At 67.8% G+C, this 18,944-nt stretch carries 15 protein-coding genes; 8 read left to right on the forward strand and 7 right to left on the reverse strand.

From position 1 onward, the window contains the following. Positions 1 to 351: 351 nt before the first annotated feature. Both sap1 and BDI24065_RS33705 read left to right on the forward strand, forming a co-directional pair. The gene (sap1, locus tag BDI24065_RS33700; RefSeq protein ID WP_175015660.1) at positions 352 to 699 is read left to right on the forward strand and encodes a surface attachment protein Sap1; all 348 of its coding nucleotides are present in this window, start codon (positions 352 to 354) and stop codon (positions 697 to 699) included. A gap of 189 nt (positions 700 to 888) precedes the next feature. After that, on the forward strand, positions 889 to 1,443 hold the full coding sequence (locus BDI24065_RS33705; protein ID WP_039364653.1) for a YaeQ family protein: 555 nt from the start codon (positions 889 to 891) through the stop codon (positions 1,441 to 1,443). A 24-nt stretch (positions 1,444 to 1,467) separates the two neighbouring features. On the opposite strand, the gene BDI24065_RS33710 is transcribed toward BDI24065_RS33705, so the two are convergent. Then, entirely contained in the window at positions 1,468 to 1,881 is a 414-nt protein-coding gene (locus BDI24065_RS33710; RefSeq protein WP_011353604.1) for a VOC family protein, read from the reverse strand. 443 nt (positions 1,882 to 2,324) lie between these two features. Here BDI24065_RS33710 and ada point away from each other — a divergent pair, with 443 nt between their 5' ends. The 3 genes from ada (at position 2,325) to gshA (ending at position 6,450) form a co-directional block, all read left to right on the forward strand. Then, the gene (ada, locus tag BDI24065_RS33715) at positions 2,325 to 3,416 is read left to right on the forward strand and encodes a bifunctional DNA-binding transcriptional regulator/O6-methylguanine-DNA methyltransferase Ada (RefSeq protein WP_175034832.1); all 1,092 of its coding nucleotides are present in this window, start codon (positions 2,325 to 2,327) and stop codon (positions 3,414 to 3,416) included. Further along, positions 3,413 to 4,372 carry a DNA-3-methyladenine glycosylase family protein gene (locus BDI24065_RS33720; protein WP_175034833.1) on the forward strand — a complete coding sequence of 320 codons (960 nt, stop codon included), beginning with the start codon at positions 3,413 to 3,415 and terminating at the stop codon, positions 4,370 to 4,372. Before ada ends, BDI24065_RS33720 begins: the two co-directional genes overlap by 4 nt. A gap of 464 nt (positions 4,373 to 4,836) precedes the next feature. After that, the gene (gene gshA / locus BDI24065_RS33725; RefSeq protein ID WP_175034834.1) at positions 4,837 to 6,450 is read left to right on the forward strand and encodes a glutamate--cysteine ligase; all 1,614 of its coding nucleotides are present in this window, start codon (positions 4,837 to 4,839) and stop codon (positions 6,448 to 6,450) included. A gap of 102 nt (positions 6,451 to 6,552) precedes the next feature. Here gshA and BDI24065_RS33730 read toward each other — a convergent pair whose 3' ends face one another. Beyond that, the gene (locus BDI24065_RS33730; RefSeq protein ID WP_175034835.1) at positions 6,553 to 6,864 is read right to left on the reverse strand and encodes a DUF4148 domain-containing protein; all 312 of its coding nucleotides are present in this window, start codon (positions 6,862 to 6,864) and stop codon (positions 6,553 to 6,555) included. Between the two features lie 418 nt (positions 6,865 to 7,282). On the opposite strand from BDI24065_RS33730, the gene BDI24065_RS33735 reads away from it, so the two are divergent. Beyond that, entirely contained in the window at positions 7,283 to 8,923 is a 1,641-nt protein-coding gene (locus BDI24065_RS33735; RefSeq protein WP_175034836.1) for an L-lactate permease, read from the forward strand. A 95-nt stretch (positions 8,924 to 9,018) separates the two neighbouring features. Here the strand turns inward: BDI24065_RS33735 and BDI24065_RS33740 are convergent, their stop codons facing one another. Then, positions 9,019 to 9,936: a LysR family transcriptional regulator gene (locus BDI24065_RS33740; protein ID WP_175034837.1), complete on the reverse strand. Its 918-nt coding sequence runs from the start codon at positions 9,934 to 9,936 to the stop codon at positions 9,019 to 9,021. 227 nt (positions 9,937 to 10,163) lie between these two features. Between BDI24065_RS33740 and BDI24065_RS33745 the strand changes: the two genes are divergently transcribed. Further along, positions 10,164 to 12,338, forward strand: a complete 2,175-nt coding sequence (locus BDI24065_RS33745) for a phosphocholine-specific phospholipase C (RefSeq protein WP_175034838.1) — start codon at positions 10,164 to 10,166, stop codon at positions 12,336 to 12,338. Positions 12,339 to 12,544: 206 nt separating this feature from the next. Further along, positions 12,545 to 13,273, forward strand: coding sequence for a phosphonate utilization associated transcriptional regulator (locus BDI24065_RS33750; protein ID WP_175034839.1), 729 nt, complete (start codon positions 12,545 to 12,547; stop codon positions 13,271 to 13,273). A gap of 116 nt (positions 13,274 to 13,389) precedes the next feature. On the opposite strand, the gene BDI24065_RS33755 is transcribed toward BDI24065_RS33750, so the two are convergent. The 4 genes from BDI24065_RS33755 to BDI24065_RS33770 form a co-directional block, all read right to left on the reverse strand. Beyond that, positions 13,390 to 14,778, reverse strand: a complete 1,389-nt coding sequence (locus BDI24065_RS33755; RefSeq protein ID WP_175034840.1) for an FAD-dependent oxidoreductase — start codon at positions 14,776 to 14,778, stop codon at positions 13,390 to 13,392. A 115-nt stretch (positions 14,779 to 14,893) separates the two neighbouring features. Next, complete coding sequence (locus BDI24065_RS33760) at positions 14,894 to 16,024, reverse strand: 2-aminoethylphosphonate--pyruvate transaminase (RefSeq protein ID WP_175034841.1); 1,131 nt, start codon at positions 16,022 to 16,024, stop codon at positions 14,894 to 14,896. A gap of 48 nt (positions 16,025 to 16,072) precedes the next feature. Next, positions 16,073 to 17,800 (reverse strand): putative 2-aminoethylphosphonate ABC transporter permease subunit, encoded by a 1,728-nt coding sequence (locus BDI24065_RS33765; protein ID WP_175034842.1) that lies wholly within the window; start codon positions 17,798 to 17,800, stop codon positions 16,073 to 16,075. Next, complete coding sequence (locus BDI24065_RS33770; protein ID WP_175034843.1) at positions 17,797 to 18,888, reverse strand: putative 2-aminoethylphosphonate ABC transporter ATP-binding protein; 1,092 nt, start codon at positions 18,886 to 18,888, stop codon at positions 17,797 to 17,799. The genes BDI24065_RS33765 and BDI24065_RS33770 overlap by 4 nt, the downstream gene beginning before the upstream one ends. Positions 18,889 to 18,944 lie beyond the last annotated feature (56 nt).

An 18,944-nucleotide genomic window follows, 5' to 3' on the forward strand; every position in this document is an offset into this window, starting at 1 on the left:
TCGAATCGTTTCGGATGACTTTATGTGCGGCGCATCAAAATGATCCGGATAGCGAAATGGATTATCCAAACCGTTCAATCGCCGCATTGTAACTTTTCTGAAAGTCTTGCTGAGTAACGCTTTCCGCCCGACGGTGCGGGCCTGTCCGCCATGCGGTGCGCGTCGTCCCACCTGCGCCAGGCGCGAAAAACGCGCTGCGCGCGGGGTGCGACAATCCGCCGCTATTGCGGTCGCACAACAAATGTGCTTGCTATCGCTTGCCGGTCTTCTAAAGTGAAAAACGCGGGTTCACGATCACCTTTAAACACATAGCTAACCCGAGCCTGGTGCCCGCAAGCCTGGAGACAGAACATGATGAAGCGTACCGGTATCCTTTTTGCCCTCGTCGGCGCATTTTGCGCGGTGTCGATTGCCCAGGCCGGCGGCGATTCGTCCGTCAAGCCGACGCAGGAAATCCAGCTGACGAAGAACGCATGGGGCTGCCTGTCGAAAGACAATCTGGACTCCGTACTGAGTCACGAGCGTGACGGCAAGTCGCAGGCGAAGCAGCAATACTTCGACGACTACCGTTGCCTGTCGGTGCCGGAAGGCCAGCGCTTCCGCGTGGTGTCGGTCGACCAGGGCGACGTGCAGTTCGTCAGCGCCGACAACAGCGACCAGCAGGGTCTCTGGACCGATTCGCGCTTCGTCAAGCAGTAACCGTCCCTTCACCGCGCAGTCGCACGACGCGCGAGCGCGCCGGCCTGATGAGCCGGCGGCGCGAACCGAACACGGCCCGGCACATGCCGGGCCGTTGCGCTGTGGGTGGCGCGTGACACGCGCCGGACGGCGCGCATTCGGTATCATCACGGCCCGACCGAACCGAATGCCCGCCCGGGCCGACTCCGCATGGCGCTGAAATCCACGATCTACAAAGCCGAACTGCAAATCGCCGACATGGATCGGCACTACTACGCCGATCACGCGCTGACGGTGGCGCGCCATCCGTCGGAAACCGACGACCGGATGATGGTGCGCATCGTCGCGTTCGCGCTGTTCGCGCACGAGCGGCTCGAATTCTGCAAGGGGCTGTCGGACGTCGACGAGCCCGACCTGTGGCAGAAGGACCTGACGGGCGCGATCGACGTCTGGATCGAAGCCGGCCAGCCCGACGAGCGGCGCATCTCGAAGGCGGCGGGCCGCGCCGGGCAGGTCACGGTGATCGCGTACGGCGGCAAGACGTCGGATATCTGGTGGCAGGGTGTGCGCAGCAAGGTCGAGCGGCTGCGCAACGTGCAGGTGCTGTCGCTGAACGACGGTGTCGCGGCCGCGCTCGGGAAACTCGCGGAGCGCACGATGCGCCTGCAATGCACGGTGCAGGACGGCGCCGCGTGGATCTCGAGCGCCGACCACGATCCGGTCGCGGTCGAATGGACGGTGCTGAAGGCGCGCGCGGACGCGTGACGGCCCGCCGCGCGCCGGCCGCGTTCAGCCGATCGCGGCCGGCGGCCCCTTGAATTCGAGCATGTTGCCTTCCGGGTCGAACAGGTAGATCGACGGCCCGTAGCCGCCGGCGCCGTAGCGTTCCGCGGGCGCGCCCGGCCGTGCGCCATGCGCGGCGAAATGGGCGGTCAACGCGTCGGGATCGAACGGCTCGACGCGCAGGCACAGGTGGTCGAGATTGCGTCCCGTGCCCGGCGGGCCGCTGTCGGGGCGGTCGATCGGGCCGCCGACCGACAGCAGGTCGATCAGCGCGTCACCGGCGCGCAACTGGACGAGACCCAGATCGGGCTGTTCCTTCTCCACATGGCAGCCGACGGCGTCGCAGTAAAAGCGCGTCATCGCCGCCATGTCGGTCACGCGCAGCACGATGTGATCGATCGCGCGGATGGTCGGTTTCATGGGCAGGCACTCCTTCGCGGTCCACGAGCATCGAGTGTAGACGCATCGCGCCTGCGCCGCCGGCCGGAACGCGGCACAATCGACGGACGAAAAAAAGCCCGTTCACGCAGAGCGGAACGGGCTTAATCCATATCAGGAGGAGACATGGAGGAGACAGTTCCAACTATACACACGGCGATGGTGCGACGCAATATTCCGAATGCAAAAAAACGTCAGGACGGCGATTTGTCGCATTCGCAGTGCAGCAAAATGGTGACGGGACGATGACGAAAACCGCGCTGGAACAGCCGGCGCGCGCGTTTTGTCGGATTTATTTTCAGTTGATGCGCCCCCGATTATCCGGGGCGAGTCAGGGCAAGAATCACAGAGCAAGATTCAGGGCGCGACGGCACGTGCCGATGTCTAGAGTAGGCACCATCTACACTAGAGAGTGCGAGGTTCAGATGAAAACCGCCTATCCGACCGATGATGCCCGCTGGGGCGCCGTTACCGAGCGCGATCCGCATGCGGACGGCGCGTTCTTCTACGCCGTGAGCACGACCGGCGTGTTCTGCCGCCCGACCTGCGCGTCGCGGCAGCCGCGTCGCGAAAATGTGTCCTTCTTCGCCGATACGGCCGCCGCGCGTGCGGCCGGCTTCCGGCCCTGCAAGCGCTGCCAGCCGGAAGGGCTGCCGCGCGAGCTCGAGATCGTCAACCGCGCGTGCGCGGTGCTCGACGCGCATGCCGAGCGGCTCACGCTGCAGCAACTGAGCGATGCCGTGCACGTGAGCCCGTTTCACCTTCAGCGGCTCTTCAAGCGCGTGGTCGGCGTGTCGCCGCGGCAGTACCAGGCCGCACAGCGCGGCGCCGCGCTGCGGCAGGCGCTGCAAAGCGGGCAGCCGGTCACGCAGGCGGCCGTCGACGCGGGCTTCAACTCGCCGTCGCGGCTCTACGCATCGGTGCCGCGCGAGCTCGGGATGGCGCCGTCGGCGTTCCGCCGCCAGGGCGCCGGTCTCCGGATCGACTATGCAACCGCATCGACGTCGCTCGGCACCGTGCTCGTCGCCGCGACCGAACAGGGCATCTGCCGGATCGCGTTCGGCGACGAGCCGGCAGCGCTGGTCGGCGAGCTGAAGGATGCGTTCGCGCGTGCCGAACTGGTCGAATCCCAGGCACGGCTCACGCCGTTCGTCACGCAGATCCGCGCGTACCTGGACGGCACGCGGCACGCGTTCGACCTGCCGCTCGACATCGCGCCGACCGCATTCCAGCAGCGCGTATGGGAAGCGCTGACGCATATTCCGTACGGCGAAACGCGCAGCTACTCGGAGATCGCGGAGGCGCTCGGTTCGCCGCGCGCGGTACGTGCCGTCGCATCCGCGTGTGCGTCGAACCCGGTTGCGCTCGCGATCCCGTGCCACCGCGTCGTACAGAAGGGCGGCGCGCTTTCCGGGTATCGTTGGGGCGTGCGCCGCAAGGCGACGCTGCTCGCGTCCGAAGCGCGTCATGTGCACGACGATCAAACCGAATCCGTTGCGGAGGGCAGCGCAGTTTGAGCATCGCAAAAACAACGATCACATCCATCGTGAACGGCGGCCATGTGCCGCCGTCCGCGCAAATGGAACTGCGCTTCAATGCGCCTTACGACTGGGCGCGCGTGCTGCGCTTCTTCAGCGGGCGCGCGATCCCGGGTGTCGAGCAGGTGGCGGACGGCGTGTATCGCCGCATCGTCGACCTGCACGGCGACGCTGGCCGGCTCACGGTCGCGAAACATCCGCGCAAGCATTGCCTGGTCGCGACGGTCGAAGGCGCGGTCGCGCGTCATGTCGACGACGCGTTCGCGCTGCGCGTCGCGACGATGTTCGACCTTGGCGCCGATCCGGCCGCCATCGGCAGCGGGCTCGCGCGCGATCCGTGGTTCGCGCCGCTCGTCGAGGCCGCGCCGGGGCTGCGCGTGCCGGGTGCATGGTCGGGGTTCGAACTGGCCGTGCGCGCGATCGTCGGCCAGCAGGTGAGCGTGAAGGCCGCGACGACGATCGTCGGCCGGCTCGTCGAACGGGCCGGCGAGCGCGTCGTGCAGATCGACGACGGCGCGCCCGCGTGGCGTTTCCCGACACCCGACGCGCTGGCCGCCTGCGATCTCGACAAGATCGGGATGCCCGGCAAGCGGGTGGCGGCACTGACGGGCGTGGCGCGCGCGGTGGCGGCCGGTGACGTGCCGGTCGATCGCGAGCACGCCGATCTCGCGACGCTGCGCAGTGCGTGGCTCGATTTGCCCGGCATCGGCCCGTGGACCGTCGAATACATCGCGATGCGCGCATGGCGCGACCCGGACGCCTGGCCGGCCTCCGATCTCGTGCTGATGCAGTCGATCGCCGCGCGCGATCCGGCGCTCGACCGGCTCGCGACCCAGAAGCATCGCACCGAAGGCTGGCGGCCGTGGCGCGCGTACGCGGCGCTGCATTTGTGGAACGAAGTGGCCGACCGGGCGGGCGGCGCGCGCGGCGGGTGAGCGCGGCGGCTCGCGGCCGGGTGCGACCTGGCGGGGCCGCGATGCAACCCGTTGCGCAGGTCGTGCCGGCATTGGCAAGTTGCCCGCCGGGCGCCGGCTGTCACGGTAATTCAGCGCATCCGTCGCCCGCAGGCCGCCGGACGCGCGACGCACATTTACTCCTCTTTCCGCGGTCGGTTCGGTGGCACGGTTGCACCTGCCGCTACCCGTCCGCGCGTCACCTTCCATCGGACGAATGCACGTAACCGGCGTGCCCGTTGCCGCCGGCTGGAACCGGTCGCAGATGCGGCGACCGCCGCGACCGGCCCGTCCGGCGGCCCGTTCCGGCCCGTGCACCGTGCCCGGAGCCACCTCAAGCGCGTGTTTCGGCGAGATGTTAAAGTGCCCGCTACCAACGAAGCGACCAACAATCCAGCCGGCCGCGCGCGGCGTTCTGCGCGCGGCCGTCACGCACTTGCGTCTCCATGTCGAACACCATGACTCACCGCCAGTCCGAACTGCTGCTGAATCGCCTCGAAGCGCTGAGCTCGGGCCCGACGCGGCAGCATCTGCCCGACGGCCTGCGCGGCATCGAAAAGGAAAGCCTGCGCGTGACGCGCGACGGGATGATCGCGTTCACGCCGCATCCGCGCGCGCTCGGTTCGGCGCTCACGCATCCGTCGCTGACGACCGACTATTCCGAAGCGCTGATCGAGCTGATCACGCCCGCGGAAGGCGACGCCGCGATCACGCTCGAACGTCTCGACGATCTGCATCGCTACGTGTATGCGTCGCTCGGCGACGAGATGCTGTGGAACGACTCGATGCCCGGCCTGTTGCCGGCCGACGACCAGATTCCGATCGCCGACTACGGCACGTCGAACATCGGCCGCCTGAAGACGGTGTACCGGCGCGGCCTCGCGTATCGCTACGGCCGCACGATGCAGTGCATCGCCGGCATCCACTACAACTACTCGCTGCACGAGGAAGTGTGGCGGCGCCTGCATGCGGAAGAAGGCTCGACGGCCACGCTCGTCGACTACCAGTCGGAGCGCTATCTCGCGCAGATCCGCAACTTCCGCCGCCGCAGCTGGCTGCTGATGTACCTGTTCGGCGCGTCGCCCGCGCTCGATACGAAGTTCCTGCGCGGCAAGCCGCACAAGCTCGACACGTTCGATGCCGATACGCTGTACCTGCCGCATGCGACGAGCCTGCGGATGAGCGATCTCGGCTACTCGAACACGACCGCCCAGGCCGCGCTGCACGTCGACTACAACACGCTGCCCGGCTATCTCGACGCGCTGTCGAAGGCCGTGAGCGAGCCGTATCCGGCCTACGAGGCCATCGGCACGCATCGCGACGGCGAGTGGATCCAGATCAACACGAACGTGCTGCAGATCGAGAACGAGTTCTACTCGACGATCCGGCCGAAGCGCGTCACGTATTCGGGCGAGCGGCCGCTGCATGCGCTCGCGTCGCGCGGCGTGCAGTACATCGAGGTGCGCTGCCTCGACATCGACCCGTTCGAGCCGACCGGCATCGCACTGGAGACCGCGCGCTTCATCGACGCGTTCCTGCTCGCGTGCGCGCTCGACGAGAGCCCGGCACTCGACTGCCCCGCGTACAAGGAAGCGAATGCGAACTTCGGCAGCGTGACGATGGAAGGGCGCAAGCCGGGGCTCACGCTGCAGCGCGACGGCCAGCCGGTCACGCTGCAGGCGTGGGCGGACGAGCTGATGGCCGATATCGAAACCGTCGGCCGCCGTCTCGACGAGATCCGCGGCGGCGACGAGCATGCGCGCGCGATCGCCGCGCAACGCGAGAAGCTCGCCGATCCGGAGCGCACGCCGTCCGCGCACGTGCTGCGCACGATGCGCGAGCGGGGCCAGTCGTTCCTCGGGTTCGCGCTGGCGCAGAGCGAAGCGCATGCCGCGCATTTCCGTGCGCATCCGCCGTCGGCGGATACGCTGCGCACCGAGCAGGCGCTCGCCGCGAAATCGCTGGCCGAGCAGGCCGGGCTCGAAGCGAAGGAGGCCGGATCGTTCGACGCGTTCGTCGCGGCCTATCGTGCCTATACGCTGAACCGCTTCAGCGTGTGATGCTTGCGCACGTGCATCGCGCCGGTTGGCGCGGTGCGCGATGCGCATCTCCGTCGCCGGTCAGGGTGCACCGTTGTGCGCTCGATCCGGTTGATTCTGCCGTCAGTGATGCGCGTAGGTGCCGCGGTCGATCGCGTGCGGCAGCGCCGGCTTGCCCGATTCCACGTTTGCCCCGCCATCGCTGCCGTAGCCGGTGTGCTCGCCGCGCGCTTGCGCGGCACGGCGCATGATCGCCTGCATGTTGTCCGGAAAGTCGGGACTGCTCGCGAGGCTCGTCCGGTAGCCGGCGGCCTGCAGCTCCACGAGTTCCTGGCGGACCTCGGCACGCGTCAGCGTCGACGCCGCCTGTGCGTGAGCGGCGAAGGCCGCGCCGATCAGCACGCATGCGCATGCCGCGTGTTTCATCGTCTTCATCGTGTTTGCTCCGTGAGGTTCCGGTGCCGTGCCCAGGCAGGCGCGGGCGGAATCGATGCGGCCAGTCTAGGCTTCGGACGCCAAACGAAACATCCCGCCCGCCGTCAGGCACCTTTGCCGCATGTGCAACATTGCGGGCGTGGGCTGCGCGTGACGGGCTTCCTGTCGAGCGTGATAGCGGCCCGCCCACTGCCGGTCAGCGGGCGGCGGCGGGTCCGTATCGGGTCGGCACGGATCGGGCTTGTCCCCCTTGTACAAGCGCCGCGCGCCTCCTAACCTCTTTTAAGCGACCGATCGGTTGGCCGCGCGATGTCGTTGCGTGCGCAAACGCCTGACCGTTGTTGCGACTGTAGAACGACCGCTTTGCACCGAATCCGGGGGTGCCGCAGCGCTACCCTGGGTCGACCATGGAGACACGATGAACCCCACCGACGCCCTACCGCCCGGCATCGTCTTCGCACAGCCGCTGACGCCGGTCGCCAACTCGCTGCTGCTGTCCTTCCTCGTCGCCGCGATTCCAATCGCGGTCGCGCTGATTGCACTCGGCGTGCTGCGCCGCCCCGCGTGGCAGGCGTCGCTCGCCGGGCTCGTCGCCGGCCTCGCGGTCGCGATCGGCGCGTGGGGCATGCCGGCCGGGCTCGCGTTCAATGCGGTCGGCGCAGGCATGGCGCTCGCGGTCGTGCCCGTGATGTGGATCGTCTTCAATGCGCTGCTGCTGTACAACATCGCGGTGAAGTCGGGCCGCTTCGACCAGTTCCGGCAGTGGATGCTCGACAACCTGCCCGACGATCGCCGCCTCGTGCTGCTCGTCGTCGCGTTCTCGTTCGGCTGCCTGCTCGAAGGGATCTCGGGATTCGGCACGCCGGTCGCGATCACGAGCGCGCTGCTGATCGCGCTCGGCTTCCCCGCGCTCGAAGCGCTCACCTATACGCTGCTGTTCAACACGGCGCCGGTCGCGTTCGGCGCGCTCGGCGTGCCGATCACCGTGCTCGGCGCGGTCACGTCGCTGCCGCCCGCGACACTCGCGCAGATGGTCGGCCGCCAGTTGCCGTTCTTCGCGCTGCTGCTGCCGTTCTACGTGGTCGGCGCGTACGGCGGGCTGCGCTCGATCTCGAAGCTGTGGCCCGCGCTGCTCGTGTCGGGCGGCAGCTTCGCGATCGCGCAGTTCGTCACGTCGAACTTCCTTGGCTACCAGCTCACCGACGTGCTGTCGTCGCTCACGTCGCTGATCGTCACGATCGGCTTTCTGCAGGTGTGGAAGCCGCAGCCCGATCCGCAATACGCGCTCGCGCGCAGCGTGCCTGCAACGGCCGGCGCCGCGCGCGCGGGCTTCGGCGGCTGGCTACCGTGGCTCGTCGTGTCGGTGGTCGTGATCGTGTGGGTGCACGCGAACATCGCGGCGATCGGCGACGTGAAGATCAAGTGGCCGGGCCTGCACAACGCGGTGTTCGTGTCGCTGTACCACAAGCCGTATGCGGCGATCTGGGACTTCCAGCCGCTCGGCACGGGCACCGCGATCCTGGTCTCGGCGATCGTCACGGCCGCGCTGACGCGCACCGGCGTCGGCGCGTTCTTCGAATGCGTGGTCAAGACGTGGCGGCAGACTTGGATCGCGATCGTCACGGTGATGATGATCGTCGGGCTCGCGTACCTGCTGAACTACTCGGGGATCAGCTACACGCTCGGCACCGGCGTCGCATCGACCGGCGCGCTGTTCCCGCTGGTGTCCGCGTCGCTCGGCTGGATCGCGGTGTTCCTGTCCGGCAGCGACACGTCGGGCAACGCGCTGTTCGGCAACCTGCAGGTCGTCGCCGCGCGGCAGCTCGGCCTCGATCCGGTGCTGATGGCCGCGACCAACTCGTCGGGCGGCGTGATGGGCAAGATGATCTCGCCGCAGAACATCGCGACGGGTGTGTCGACGACTGACCTGAAAGGGCAGGAAGGTGTCGTGTTCGCGCGCACCTTCTGGCACAGCGTGATCCTCACGCTGCTGCTCGGCGTGCTGGTGTTCCTGCAGCAGCACGTGCTGACGTGGATGATTCCGGCACTGCCGAAATGATGTGAGCGCAACGACAGAAGGAAGGCACGAGGAAAAACGAGGGAAGGCGCGAGAAAAGCGCCATTGAAGTGCGGAACCGGTGAGCGCGCGGCAGTTCAGCGCGCGTTCACCCGCCGCGCCGTTCGTCCTGCTTCATCCGTCCCGGTCGCATCGCCGCCGGCCGGCAGGATGCACGCGAGGAACGCGTCGATTGCAGGGCTCTGGCGGCGCGCCTTCAGGTAGTACACGTATTCGTCGATCGTCGTGTCGACGCCGCGCAGCGCGATCATGCGCAAATCCGGATGACGTTCGGCTTCGCCGAGCGGAAACAGGCTGCCTCCCACCCCATGCAGGATGGCCTCGCGGATCGCTTCGCGGCTGCCGATCTCGGCCACCGAGACGGCCGCGACACCCGCCGTTTCGAGAATCGTCTCCGTGCAGCGGCGCGTGACCGAGCCTTCCTCGCGAATCAGCAACCGCACGTCGGCAAGCTGCGCCGGATCGATCGCGTCGAAACGCGCGAGCGGATGGTTGCGATGCACGACGAGCACGAGCGGGTCGGTCGAGATCACCTTGCGTTCGAGGCCGTCGGCATCGTTGCGCTGCGACGAGACGGCGAGATCGATGCGGAATTCCTGCAGTGCCTGCAGAATCTCCTCGGAGTTGCCGATCCGGCACGTGAGCGCGATCGACGGATGCGCGTTCGAGAAACGGCCGACCGCGTCCATGATGTAGTACGGCCCCGTCGCACCGATCCGCAGGTGGCCTTCGAACAGGCCGCCGACGTTGCGCAGCATGATGTCGGCCTGCGCCTCGAGCGCGATCATCTTCTCGACGAGCGGCAGCAGCTCGATGCCCGTCTCGGTGACCTCGAGCTTGCGGCCGCTGCGGTAGAACAGCTCGACGCCGTACACCTGCTCGACCTGCCGGATCTGCGCGGCAATCGTCGGCTGGCTCACGCCCAGGTGGCGCGCGGCGCGCGTGATGCTGCCCTGCCGGACGGTCGCGTGGAACGCCTTCAGCTGATCGAACACGACTCGGCTTCCCCCTCTGTTTCGCGCGTCAGCGTAGCGCACGCGTATGTCGGCCGGATGAAAGGCGTGTCGTGCGCCGCTTCGAAAAAATTCCTGTGGGTAACCAAAAGAAACCTGCGGTAACCGGTCACGGCCGGGACACGCCGATGCGGGGTAATAACGGCGACGCAAACCGCCGGCCCCGCTCGACTGGCGCCCCCACTCTTACCGACAACAGGGTTCTCTTCATGTCCTCGAACAATCGACGCGATTTCCTGCGCCTCGCCGCGCAGTCGGCCGGCGCGATGGCCGCCTATGCGGGCTTCCCGCCCGCGATCCGCAATGCGCTGGCGATGCCGGCCGCCTATCGCACGGGCACGATCCGCGACGTCGAACACGTCGTGATCTTCATGCAGGAAAACCGTTCGTTCGACCATTACTTCGGCGGGCTGCGCGGCGTGCGCGGCTTCAATGATCCGCGCCCGCACCTGCTGCCGAGCGGCGCACCGGTGTGGCAGCAGCCGCCGGCGTCGGTGTTCACGAAGAACTACCATTCGCGCGGCCTCGATCCGTCGGCGCCGTACGTGCTGCCGTTCTACCTCGACCCGAAGCAGACGACCGAATTCCAGCCGGGCACCAACCACGGCTGGAGCAGCGGCCACCTGTCCTGGAACAACGGCCAGTGGGACCAGTGGGTGAACCAGAAGCAGGATGTGCTGACGATGGGCTACCTGAAGCGCCAGGATCTCACGTACCACTACGCATTGGCCGACGCGTTCACGATCTGCGATTCGTACTTCTGCTCCGCGCACGCCGACACCGCGCCGAACCGCATCTACCTGTGGACCGGCACGGTCGACCCGCGCAACATCTACGGCACCCCGCCGAACGGCCCGGGTATCGGCGAGCGCGACGACGTGAACGGCTACACGTGGACGACTTACGCGGAACGCCTCGAGAACGCGAAGATCAGCTGGAAGGTGTACCAGGGCGGCACGGGCATCCCGGGCGACCCGACCGACAACTACACCGACAACTCGCTGATGTTCTTCAAGCGCTTCCAGGTGAAGGAAGGCGCGAGCGGCCCGCTGGTCGACAAGGGCGCGTCGGACCACACGCTCGCCGAGCTGAAGGCCGACGTGCAGGCGAACCGGCTGCCGCAGGTGTCGTGGATCGTGTCGCCGTACAAGTACAGCGAGCACCCGCAGGCGTCGCCGACCGACGGCGCGTTCTACATCAACATGGTGCTCGAGGCGCTCACGTCGAACCCGGAAGTGTGGGCGAAGACGGTGTTCATCCTGAACTACGACGAGAACGACGGGCTGTTCGACCACGTCGTGCCGCCGGTGCCGCCGGTTACGAGCGGCGTGGGCGGCCAGGGCATCGTGTCGTCGAACCTGCTGTCGAACCTCGGCGACGAGCTGCTCGACCTGAACAAGTACCCGGGCGAAATGAGCCCGCTCGTGCCGGGTGCCGACCCGGGCGGCATCCAGCCGATCGGCCTCGGGCCGCGCGTGCCGCTGATCATCATCTCGCCGTGGACGAAGGGCGGCTGGGTCTGCTCGGAGACGTTCGACCATACGTCGGTGCTGCGTTTCCTCGAAGCGCGTTTCGGCGTGAAGGAGCCGAACATCAGCGCATGGCGCCGGTCGATCTGCGGCGACCTCACGTCGGCGTTCGACTTCTCCGCGCGCCCCGACACGCGCACGGTGAGCTTCACGGTGCCGCAGCACATCGCGACGGCCGGCCAGGCGTACCAGGTGCCCGCGCAGCAATCGATGCCGGCGCAGGAGCCCGGCACGCGTCCGGCACGCGCGCTGCCGTACGAGCTGTTCGTACATAGTCGCGTGAGCGGGCACGACGACAGCGTGTCGCTCGACTTCGCGAATACCGGTGACGCAGGCGCGGCGTTCTACGTGTACGACCGCCGCAACCCGACGACGCCGCCGCGTCGTTACGCGGTGTCCGCGCATGACCGCTTCGTCGATACGTGGAACACGTCGGCCGCGCGCGGCGACTACCATCTCGCGGCATATGGCCCGAACGGCTATCTGTGCGAGTTCCAGGGCAACACGCGGCTCGCGGCGGACGGCCGCCACGCGAACCCCGAAGCGCGGATCGGCTACGACGTGCGCAACCGCCACGTGTACCTGCAACTGCGCAACAGCGGGCGCGCGACGTGCCGCGTGACGGTCGACAACGCATACAGCCACAAGCATGCGCGCACCTACACGCTGGAGCCGGGCGAGCGCGTCGAGGATCACTTCGAGCTGTCGTCGAGCCACGGCTGGTACGATCTGACGATCACCGCGACGACGCTGCGCGGCGGCGACGACAAGGTCGTGCGCCGCTTCGCGGGCCACGTCGAGACGGGCCGGCCGAGCCACAGCGATCCGGGGCCGGTGAAGCACACGACGGCCTGACGGCTGCCGCGCGTCGCGCGAGGCGGGTGAGGTCAGCCCGCCGCGCGACTGCCGCCTGCCGGCTGTGTTTCGGTTGCGTTCCGGCAGGCGGAATTGGCTTTTGGAAACTGAAGACTGTTGACAATGTGCCGGGCCGAGGGTATATAAGGATCATTCGCCGATATGGCGCCCTCGTTTTCTACCGCAGCGTCGCTGCCTGCCCGACCATGACTGCCCCGAACGCGCTCAGCGCCATCGAACTCCTGCAAAGCCAGTCGCTCGCGATGATTGTCCAGGACATGCTCGAGCGCGCGATCGTCTCAGGCGAATACGCGCCCGGCGAGAAGCTCAACGAAGTCGACATCGCGACCAAGCTGAACGTGTCGCGCGGCCCCGTGCGAGAAGCGTTCCGCGCGCTCGAACAGGCCGGCCTGCTGCGCAACGAGAAGAACCGTGGCGTGACGGTGCGAGTCGTGCCACTGCGTGAGGCGGAGGAGATCTACGAAGTGCGTGCGATGCTCGACGAGTCGGTCGCGCGTGCGCTCGCGAAGCGCATCTCGCCCGACACGCTGAAGGTGCTGAAGGGCATCATCCAGTCGATGAAGGACGCCGCGAAGACGCACGACGTCACGCGCTATACCGAGCTGAACGTGCAGTTCCACGACGCGATGGTCGTCGGCGTCGGCAATACGCACCTCACCGATACCTACCGCCGGCTCGTGCGCCAGCTCGGCCTGCTGCGCCAGGCGGCGATCGAGGCCGAAGAGGACGCGATCGCCGTGTCCGCTGCCGAGCACGACAAGATCGTGCAGGCGCTCGCGGGGGGCGACGAGGTGCAGGCCGTGGCACTCGTGCGCGAGCACGTGTCGCATGGTCTTGCGCGTATGCGCCGCACGCACGAGCAGGGGCTGCCGGCGGCGGGGAAGGCGGCGCGGGAAAAGGCCGTGCGCGCGTAAGCGCGCGGCAACGCCTGCGCGGGTTGCCGCGCACGGCACAAAGCAAAGGGACGCTTCGTAGCGTCCCTTTTTCATTGCGGCTTCAGGTCATGCGGGCCCTGAAGGTCAGCGCATCGTCACGCCTTGTCGGCCTTCCCGGCCGCGCTCGCGAATTTCGCGAGCCACGTGTCGACAACTGCCGGCTGCCGGCTCTCGTCCTCCGCGCGCTCCTTGCGGCGGATCGCATTGCGCACGACATGCGCGCCGACATAGCGGATCGGCTCCGGCGGGAAATGACCGAGGGGGCCGCGCACGATCGGGCTGCGCGTCCACGCGTTGTCGAGGCCGAGCACCAGCGACGACAGGATCTGCCCGCCCATGTAGGTCGGCCCCACGCCGTTACCCGAGTAGCCGAAGCCGTAGAACACGTTCGGCGCGTCGTCGAGGCGGCCGAAGAACGGGAAGCCGGTGACGGAGCGATCCGACGGCCCGTTCCAGCTCGCCGTGACCGGCACGCCCGCGAGCGACGGAAAGAATTCGCGCAGGCTCTGCGTGAGCTGCGCCTCGTACGGCGAGCGCCGGTCGAACACGGGCGCGATGCGGCTGCGCCACGAGAACGTGTTACCGCCCTTGCCGAGCATCAGCCGCCCGTCGGCGGTGGTGCGGTAGTAGTAGACGAAGATCCGCGAATCGAGCACCGACACGCCGTCCACGAGCCCGGTTCTCTCGAGCAGTTCCGGGCATTTCTCGGTGATGACCATGTCGCTCGACACGACCGCGATCGTGCGCTCGAACTGCGGAAAGCGGCTCGCCATCCATGCGTTGATCGCAAACACGAGCTTGCCCGCGCTCACGCTGCCGGACGGCGTGCGCACGACGGCCGGCTGCCCGGGCGTGAAGTCGAGCATCGGCGTGCGTTCGTAGATCCGGATACCCATCGCGAGCGCGACGCGGCGCAGCCCGCGCACGAGCTTGCCGGGATGCACGGTCGCGGCGATCGGCGAGTAGACGCCGTCGAGATTGCGTGCGGAACCGGAGCGGCGCGCGACTTCGGCGGCCGGCAGCGGCTCGTAGCTGTGGATGCCGCACGCGGCGAGCGCGTCGAGCACCGGCGCGAGCGTGCCGACCTGCGCGCGCGACGTAGCGGTGTACAGCGTGCCGTCGAGCCGCAGCTCGGCATCGATGTCGTGCGCGCGGCAGAAATCGGCGATGTACTGCACGGCCGCTTCGGATGCCTTCACGAGCCGGATCGCCTCGGCTTCGCCGAACAGGCGCCGCAGCGTCAGGAATTTCGCGGACCATGTGAGCAGGCAGCCGCCGTTGCGACCGCTCGCGCCGGCGCCGCACAGGTCGGCTTCGACGATCGCGATGTCGAGCGCGGGGTTCTGCTGTTTCGCCTGGATCGCGGTCCAGAGCCCGGTGAAGCCGCCGCCGACGATGCACACGTCGGCCTGCGTCGCACCTTGCAGCGCGGGGGCGAGATCGCCGTCGTTGAACAGCGCTTGTTCGATCCAGAAGGGTCGCATGGGAGGGTTCGTCGAAAAAGGGCGGGGCCGTGCCGCGCACGGCCCGAAACAACTGGCCGCCGCATGCGAACGTGCATGCGGCGGGGACCATCACGTCACGTCGTATTGCGTCACGTCAGGCGGCGGCTTCGGCCGACACGCTGCGCACGCCCATCGCGCGCAGCGTGTCGGCGATCGCGGCGACGGCGCCCGGAATGCCGGCTTCGCCGAAGTGGCCGATGCAGCCGACCCGGAACGTCTCGACCTCGGTCAGCTTGCCCGGATACAGGATGTAGCCGCGCTGCTTGACCTCCTGGTAGAACCGCTTGAAGTCGTAGTTCGGATCGTCCGGCGCATGGAACGTGACGATGATCGGTGCCTGGATCGCCGGGTCGAGGAACGGCCGGAAGCCGAGCGCGAGCATCCCGTCGATCAGCGCGCGATAGTTGCGCTGGTAGCGGCCGCCGCGTGCGGCGAGCCCGCCTTCGTCGACATATTGCCCGACGGCGGCGTCGAGTGCCGCGACCACGTGCGTCGGCGGCGTGAAGCGCCACTGCGTCGTGCGCTGCATGTAGACCCACTGGTCGTACAGGTCCATCGCGAGCGAGTGGCTGTTGCCTTCGCAGCGTTCGAGCGCGCTGCGCTTCGCGATCACGAAGCCGAGCCCCGGCACGCCTTCGAGGCATTTGCCGGAGGCCGCGATCACCGCGTCGAACGGCGTCGTGCGCGCGTCGATGTCGATCGCGCCGAACGAGCTCATCGCGTCGACGATCAGCGCGCGGCCGTGCTTCGCGACGACCTGCGCGATGTCGTGCAGCGGGTTCAGCACGCCGGCACCCGTTTCGCAGTGCACGAGCGCGACGTGCGTGATGGTCGGATCGGCGGCGAGCGCGCGTTCGACGTCGGCCGGATCGACGCGGCGATCCTCGCGGTAGTCGATCGTCGTCAGCTTGCGGCCGAGCACGCGGCAAATCTTCGCGATGCGCTGGCAGTACGCGCCGTTGTTCGGCACGAGCACGTGGCCGTCGCGCGGCACGAGCGTGCCGATGGCCGCTTCGACCGAGAACGTGCCGCTGCCTTGCAGCGGGACGCATTCGTGCGTGCCTTCGCCGTGCACGATCTGCAGCAGGCGTTCGCGCAGCCGCGCGGTGATCGCATTGAAGTCGCTGTCCCACGATCCCCAGTCGCGCAGCATCGCGTCGCGCGTGGTGTCGGAGGTCGTCAGGGGGCCTGGGGTGAGCAGGATGGGCTGGGCGGCGAGCGTCATGGTGTCTCCTTGATGAAGTCGGGACGTCACGTGAATGCGGCTGGAAAATCAGTGGCGATGCGGGTTGCGCCAGGCCTGCGTGCGGCGCAACAGTCGATGCGAGATGCACGCGAACAGCACGCACGCGAACGACGAGGTCGCGAGCACGAGCGTGGCCATCGCGGCGGCGGGGCCCATCTGGCCCGCGTCGTCGAGGTTCAGGATCGCGACCGACGCGGGCTGCGTGTCGGGCGAGTAGAGGAACGCGACGGCCGAGACCGTCGTCATCCCGTTGACGAACAGGTAGCGCGCGATCAGCAGGATCGCGGGCAGGCACACGGGCACGGTCACGCGCAGGAAGGTCTTGTAGAACGGCACCTTCAGCGACGCGGACACGGCCTCGAACTCGCTGTCGATCTGCCGGAGCGCGGTGACGGCGGTCAGGTGGCTCGACGCGTAGTAGTGCACCACCGTGACGATCGCGAGCAGCCACAGCGACCCGTACAGCCCGTTCAGCGGATTGCCGGGCGCGTTGAACAGGAAGATGTAGCTGATGCCGAGCACGAGCCCCGGCACGCCCATCGGCAGGATCGCGCACAGGGCGATGAAGCCGCGCAGCCAGCGCGCGCCGCGCGTCTTCTCGATCAGGTACGCGCCACCGAACACGACGATCGTGCCGCCGAGCGCCACCGTCGCGGCCATCCGCAGGCTGTTCTTGTACGCGTCGAAGATGCCGGCGCCGATCAGCCCCATCTTGTAGTGCTGCAGCCCGAGGCTCATCTGGTACGGCCAGAACTTCACGAACGACGCGAACACCGAGATGCCGACTACCGCGATGAAGAACGCGCACACGACGCCGCAGTACGCGAGCATCGCGGCGTCGAAGCCGCGCGACGGCTTCGGCTGGTACGGCGTCGAGCGCGCGCCGAGCTGCGACTGCTGGCGGCGGCGGATGAAGAAGTCGACGCCGAACGCGACGAGGGCCGGGCACAGCAGCATCAGGCTCACGACTGCGCTGCGGTTGAAGTCCTGCAGGCCGATGATCAGCTTGTAGATGTCGGTCGACAGTACGTTGTACGAACCGCCGATCACCACCGGCACGCCGAAGTCGTTGATGCACATCGTGAACGCCACCATCGTCGCGCTGATCAGCCCGTACTTCGCGCCCGGCAGCGTGATCGTGAAGAACTTTCGCGTGCGGCTCGTGCCCATCGCATCGGCGGCCTCGTAGAGCCGGCCGTCGGCGAGCGACAGCGCGGTGACGAGGATCATCAGCACGTGCGGGAACGACGCGTACACCATGCTCAGCACGATCCCCGGCAGCCCGTAGATCGAGTGGCCGTGCAGCAGCGGCTTCAGCAGCCCCGCGTTGCCGAACCAGTAGATGAACGACACTGCGGACAACAGCGTCGGCGCGAGCAGCGGCACGAGCGCGACGGTACGTGCGACGTTCTTGAGCGGCATGCACGAGCGGGTCAGCGCATACGCGAACGTGAACGCCATCGGCACGACGATCGACGTGACGAGTGCGCCGACCGTCAGCGAATGCAGCATCGAGCGCAGCACGCCGCTGTCCTCGAGATACTCGACGAAGTTGTGCGCGCCGACGAAGCGCCCGTCCGCATCGACGAAGCATTTCTGCACGACGAGCGCGAGCGGCAGCAGCAGGAACATCGACATCAGCCCGGCCATCGCCAGCAGCGCGAGCTGCGCGATGCGGTCGTGCCAGTGCGTGATCTGCCGCACGTCGGCGGGGGCGGAGGCGCCGCGGCGGCGCTCGGTCAGGACGGTGCTCATTGCAGTCGCTCCTTCGCGCTCGGGAACACGCGGACATGCTCGCGATCGAGCGCGAGGTCGATGCGCGCGCCGGCCTGCACGCCGGTGCGGTCGACGTCGTGATACGACAGGTCGGCGACGATCTCCTGGCCGTCGAGCCCGTCGATCCGGAAGCTCACGCGGCAGAACGCACCGAGGAATTCGAGCTTCTCGACGCGGCCGGCCAGCACGTTGTCGGCCGTCTCGCCCGGCACGCGGATACGCAGGTCTTCCGGCCGCACGTACACCGACACGGCCGCCCCTTGCGCGGGGCGAGCCGTTCCGTGGCGGCAGTCGAGGCCGACGGCGCCCGCGCGCAGCGAGCCGTCCTGCGCGACTTCGGCGGGAATCGTGTTGACGCGGCCGATGAAGTCCGCGACGAACGGCGACGCGGGCTGCCGGTAGATTTCGAGCGGTGTGCCGATCTGCTCGATCACGCCGTGGTTCATCACGACGATGCGATCGGCCATCGACAGCGCTTCTTCCTGGTCGTGCGTGACCATGATCGTCGTCACGCCGAGCCGCTGCTGCAGCGCGCGGATTTCCTGGCGCAGCCGCACGCGCACCCGCGCGTCGAGTGCCGACAGCGGCTCGTCGAGCAGCAGCAGGCCGGGGGAGGTCGCGAGCGCGCGCGCCAGCGCGATGCGCTGCTGCTGGCCGCCGGACAACTGGCCCGGATGCTTGCGATGGCTGTCGGGCAGGCCGACCAGTGCGAGCAGCGTGTGTACGCGGTCATGGATCGCGTCGCGCTTCATCTTGCGGTTCACGAGCCCGTACGCGACGTTGTCGTACACCGTGAGGTTGGGGAACAGCGCGTACGACTGGAACACGATCCCGTAGTCGCGCAGTTGCGGCGGCAGCCGCGAGATGTCGCGGCCGTCCTGCATGATGTGGCCGGCGTTCTGCGTCTCGAGCCCCGCGATGATCCGCAGCAGCGTGGTCTTCCCGCAGCCGGACGGCCCCAGGAAGCAGATCATTTCGCCCTTCATCACGCTCAGGTTGATGTCGGTCAGGACCTGCGTGTCGTTGTACCGCTTCTCGATGCGTTCTACGCTCAGATAAGGTGCCATGCGCGCCTCCATGCTGGGGCGGCCCGGGGGCCGGATTCGACGACGGAAAGGGTGGC

This window comes from Burkholderia lata (genome assembly GCF_902499025.1).
GTDB lineage: Bacteria > Pseudomonadota > Gammaproteobacteria > Burkholderiales > Burkholderiaceae > Burkholderia > Burkholderia lata_C.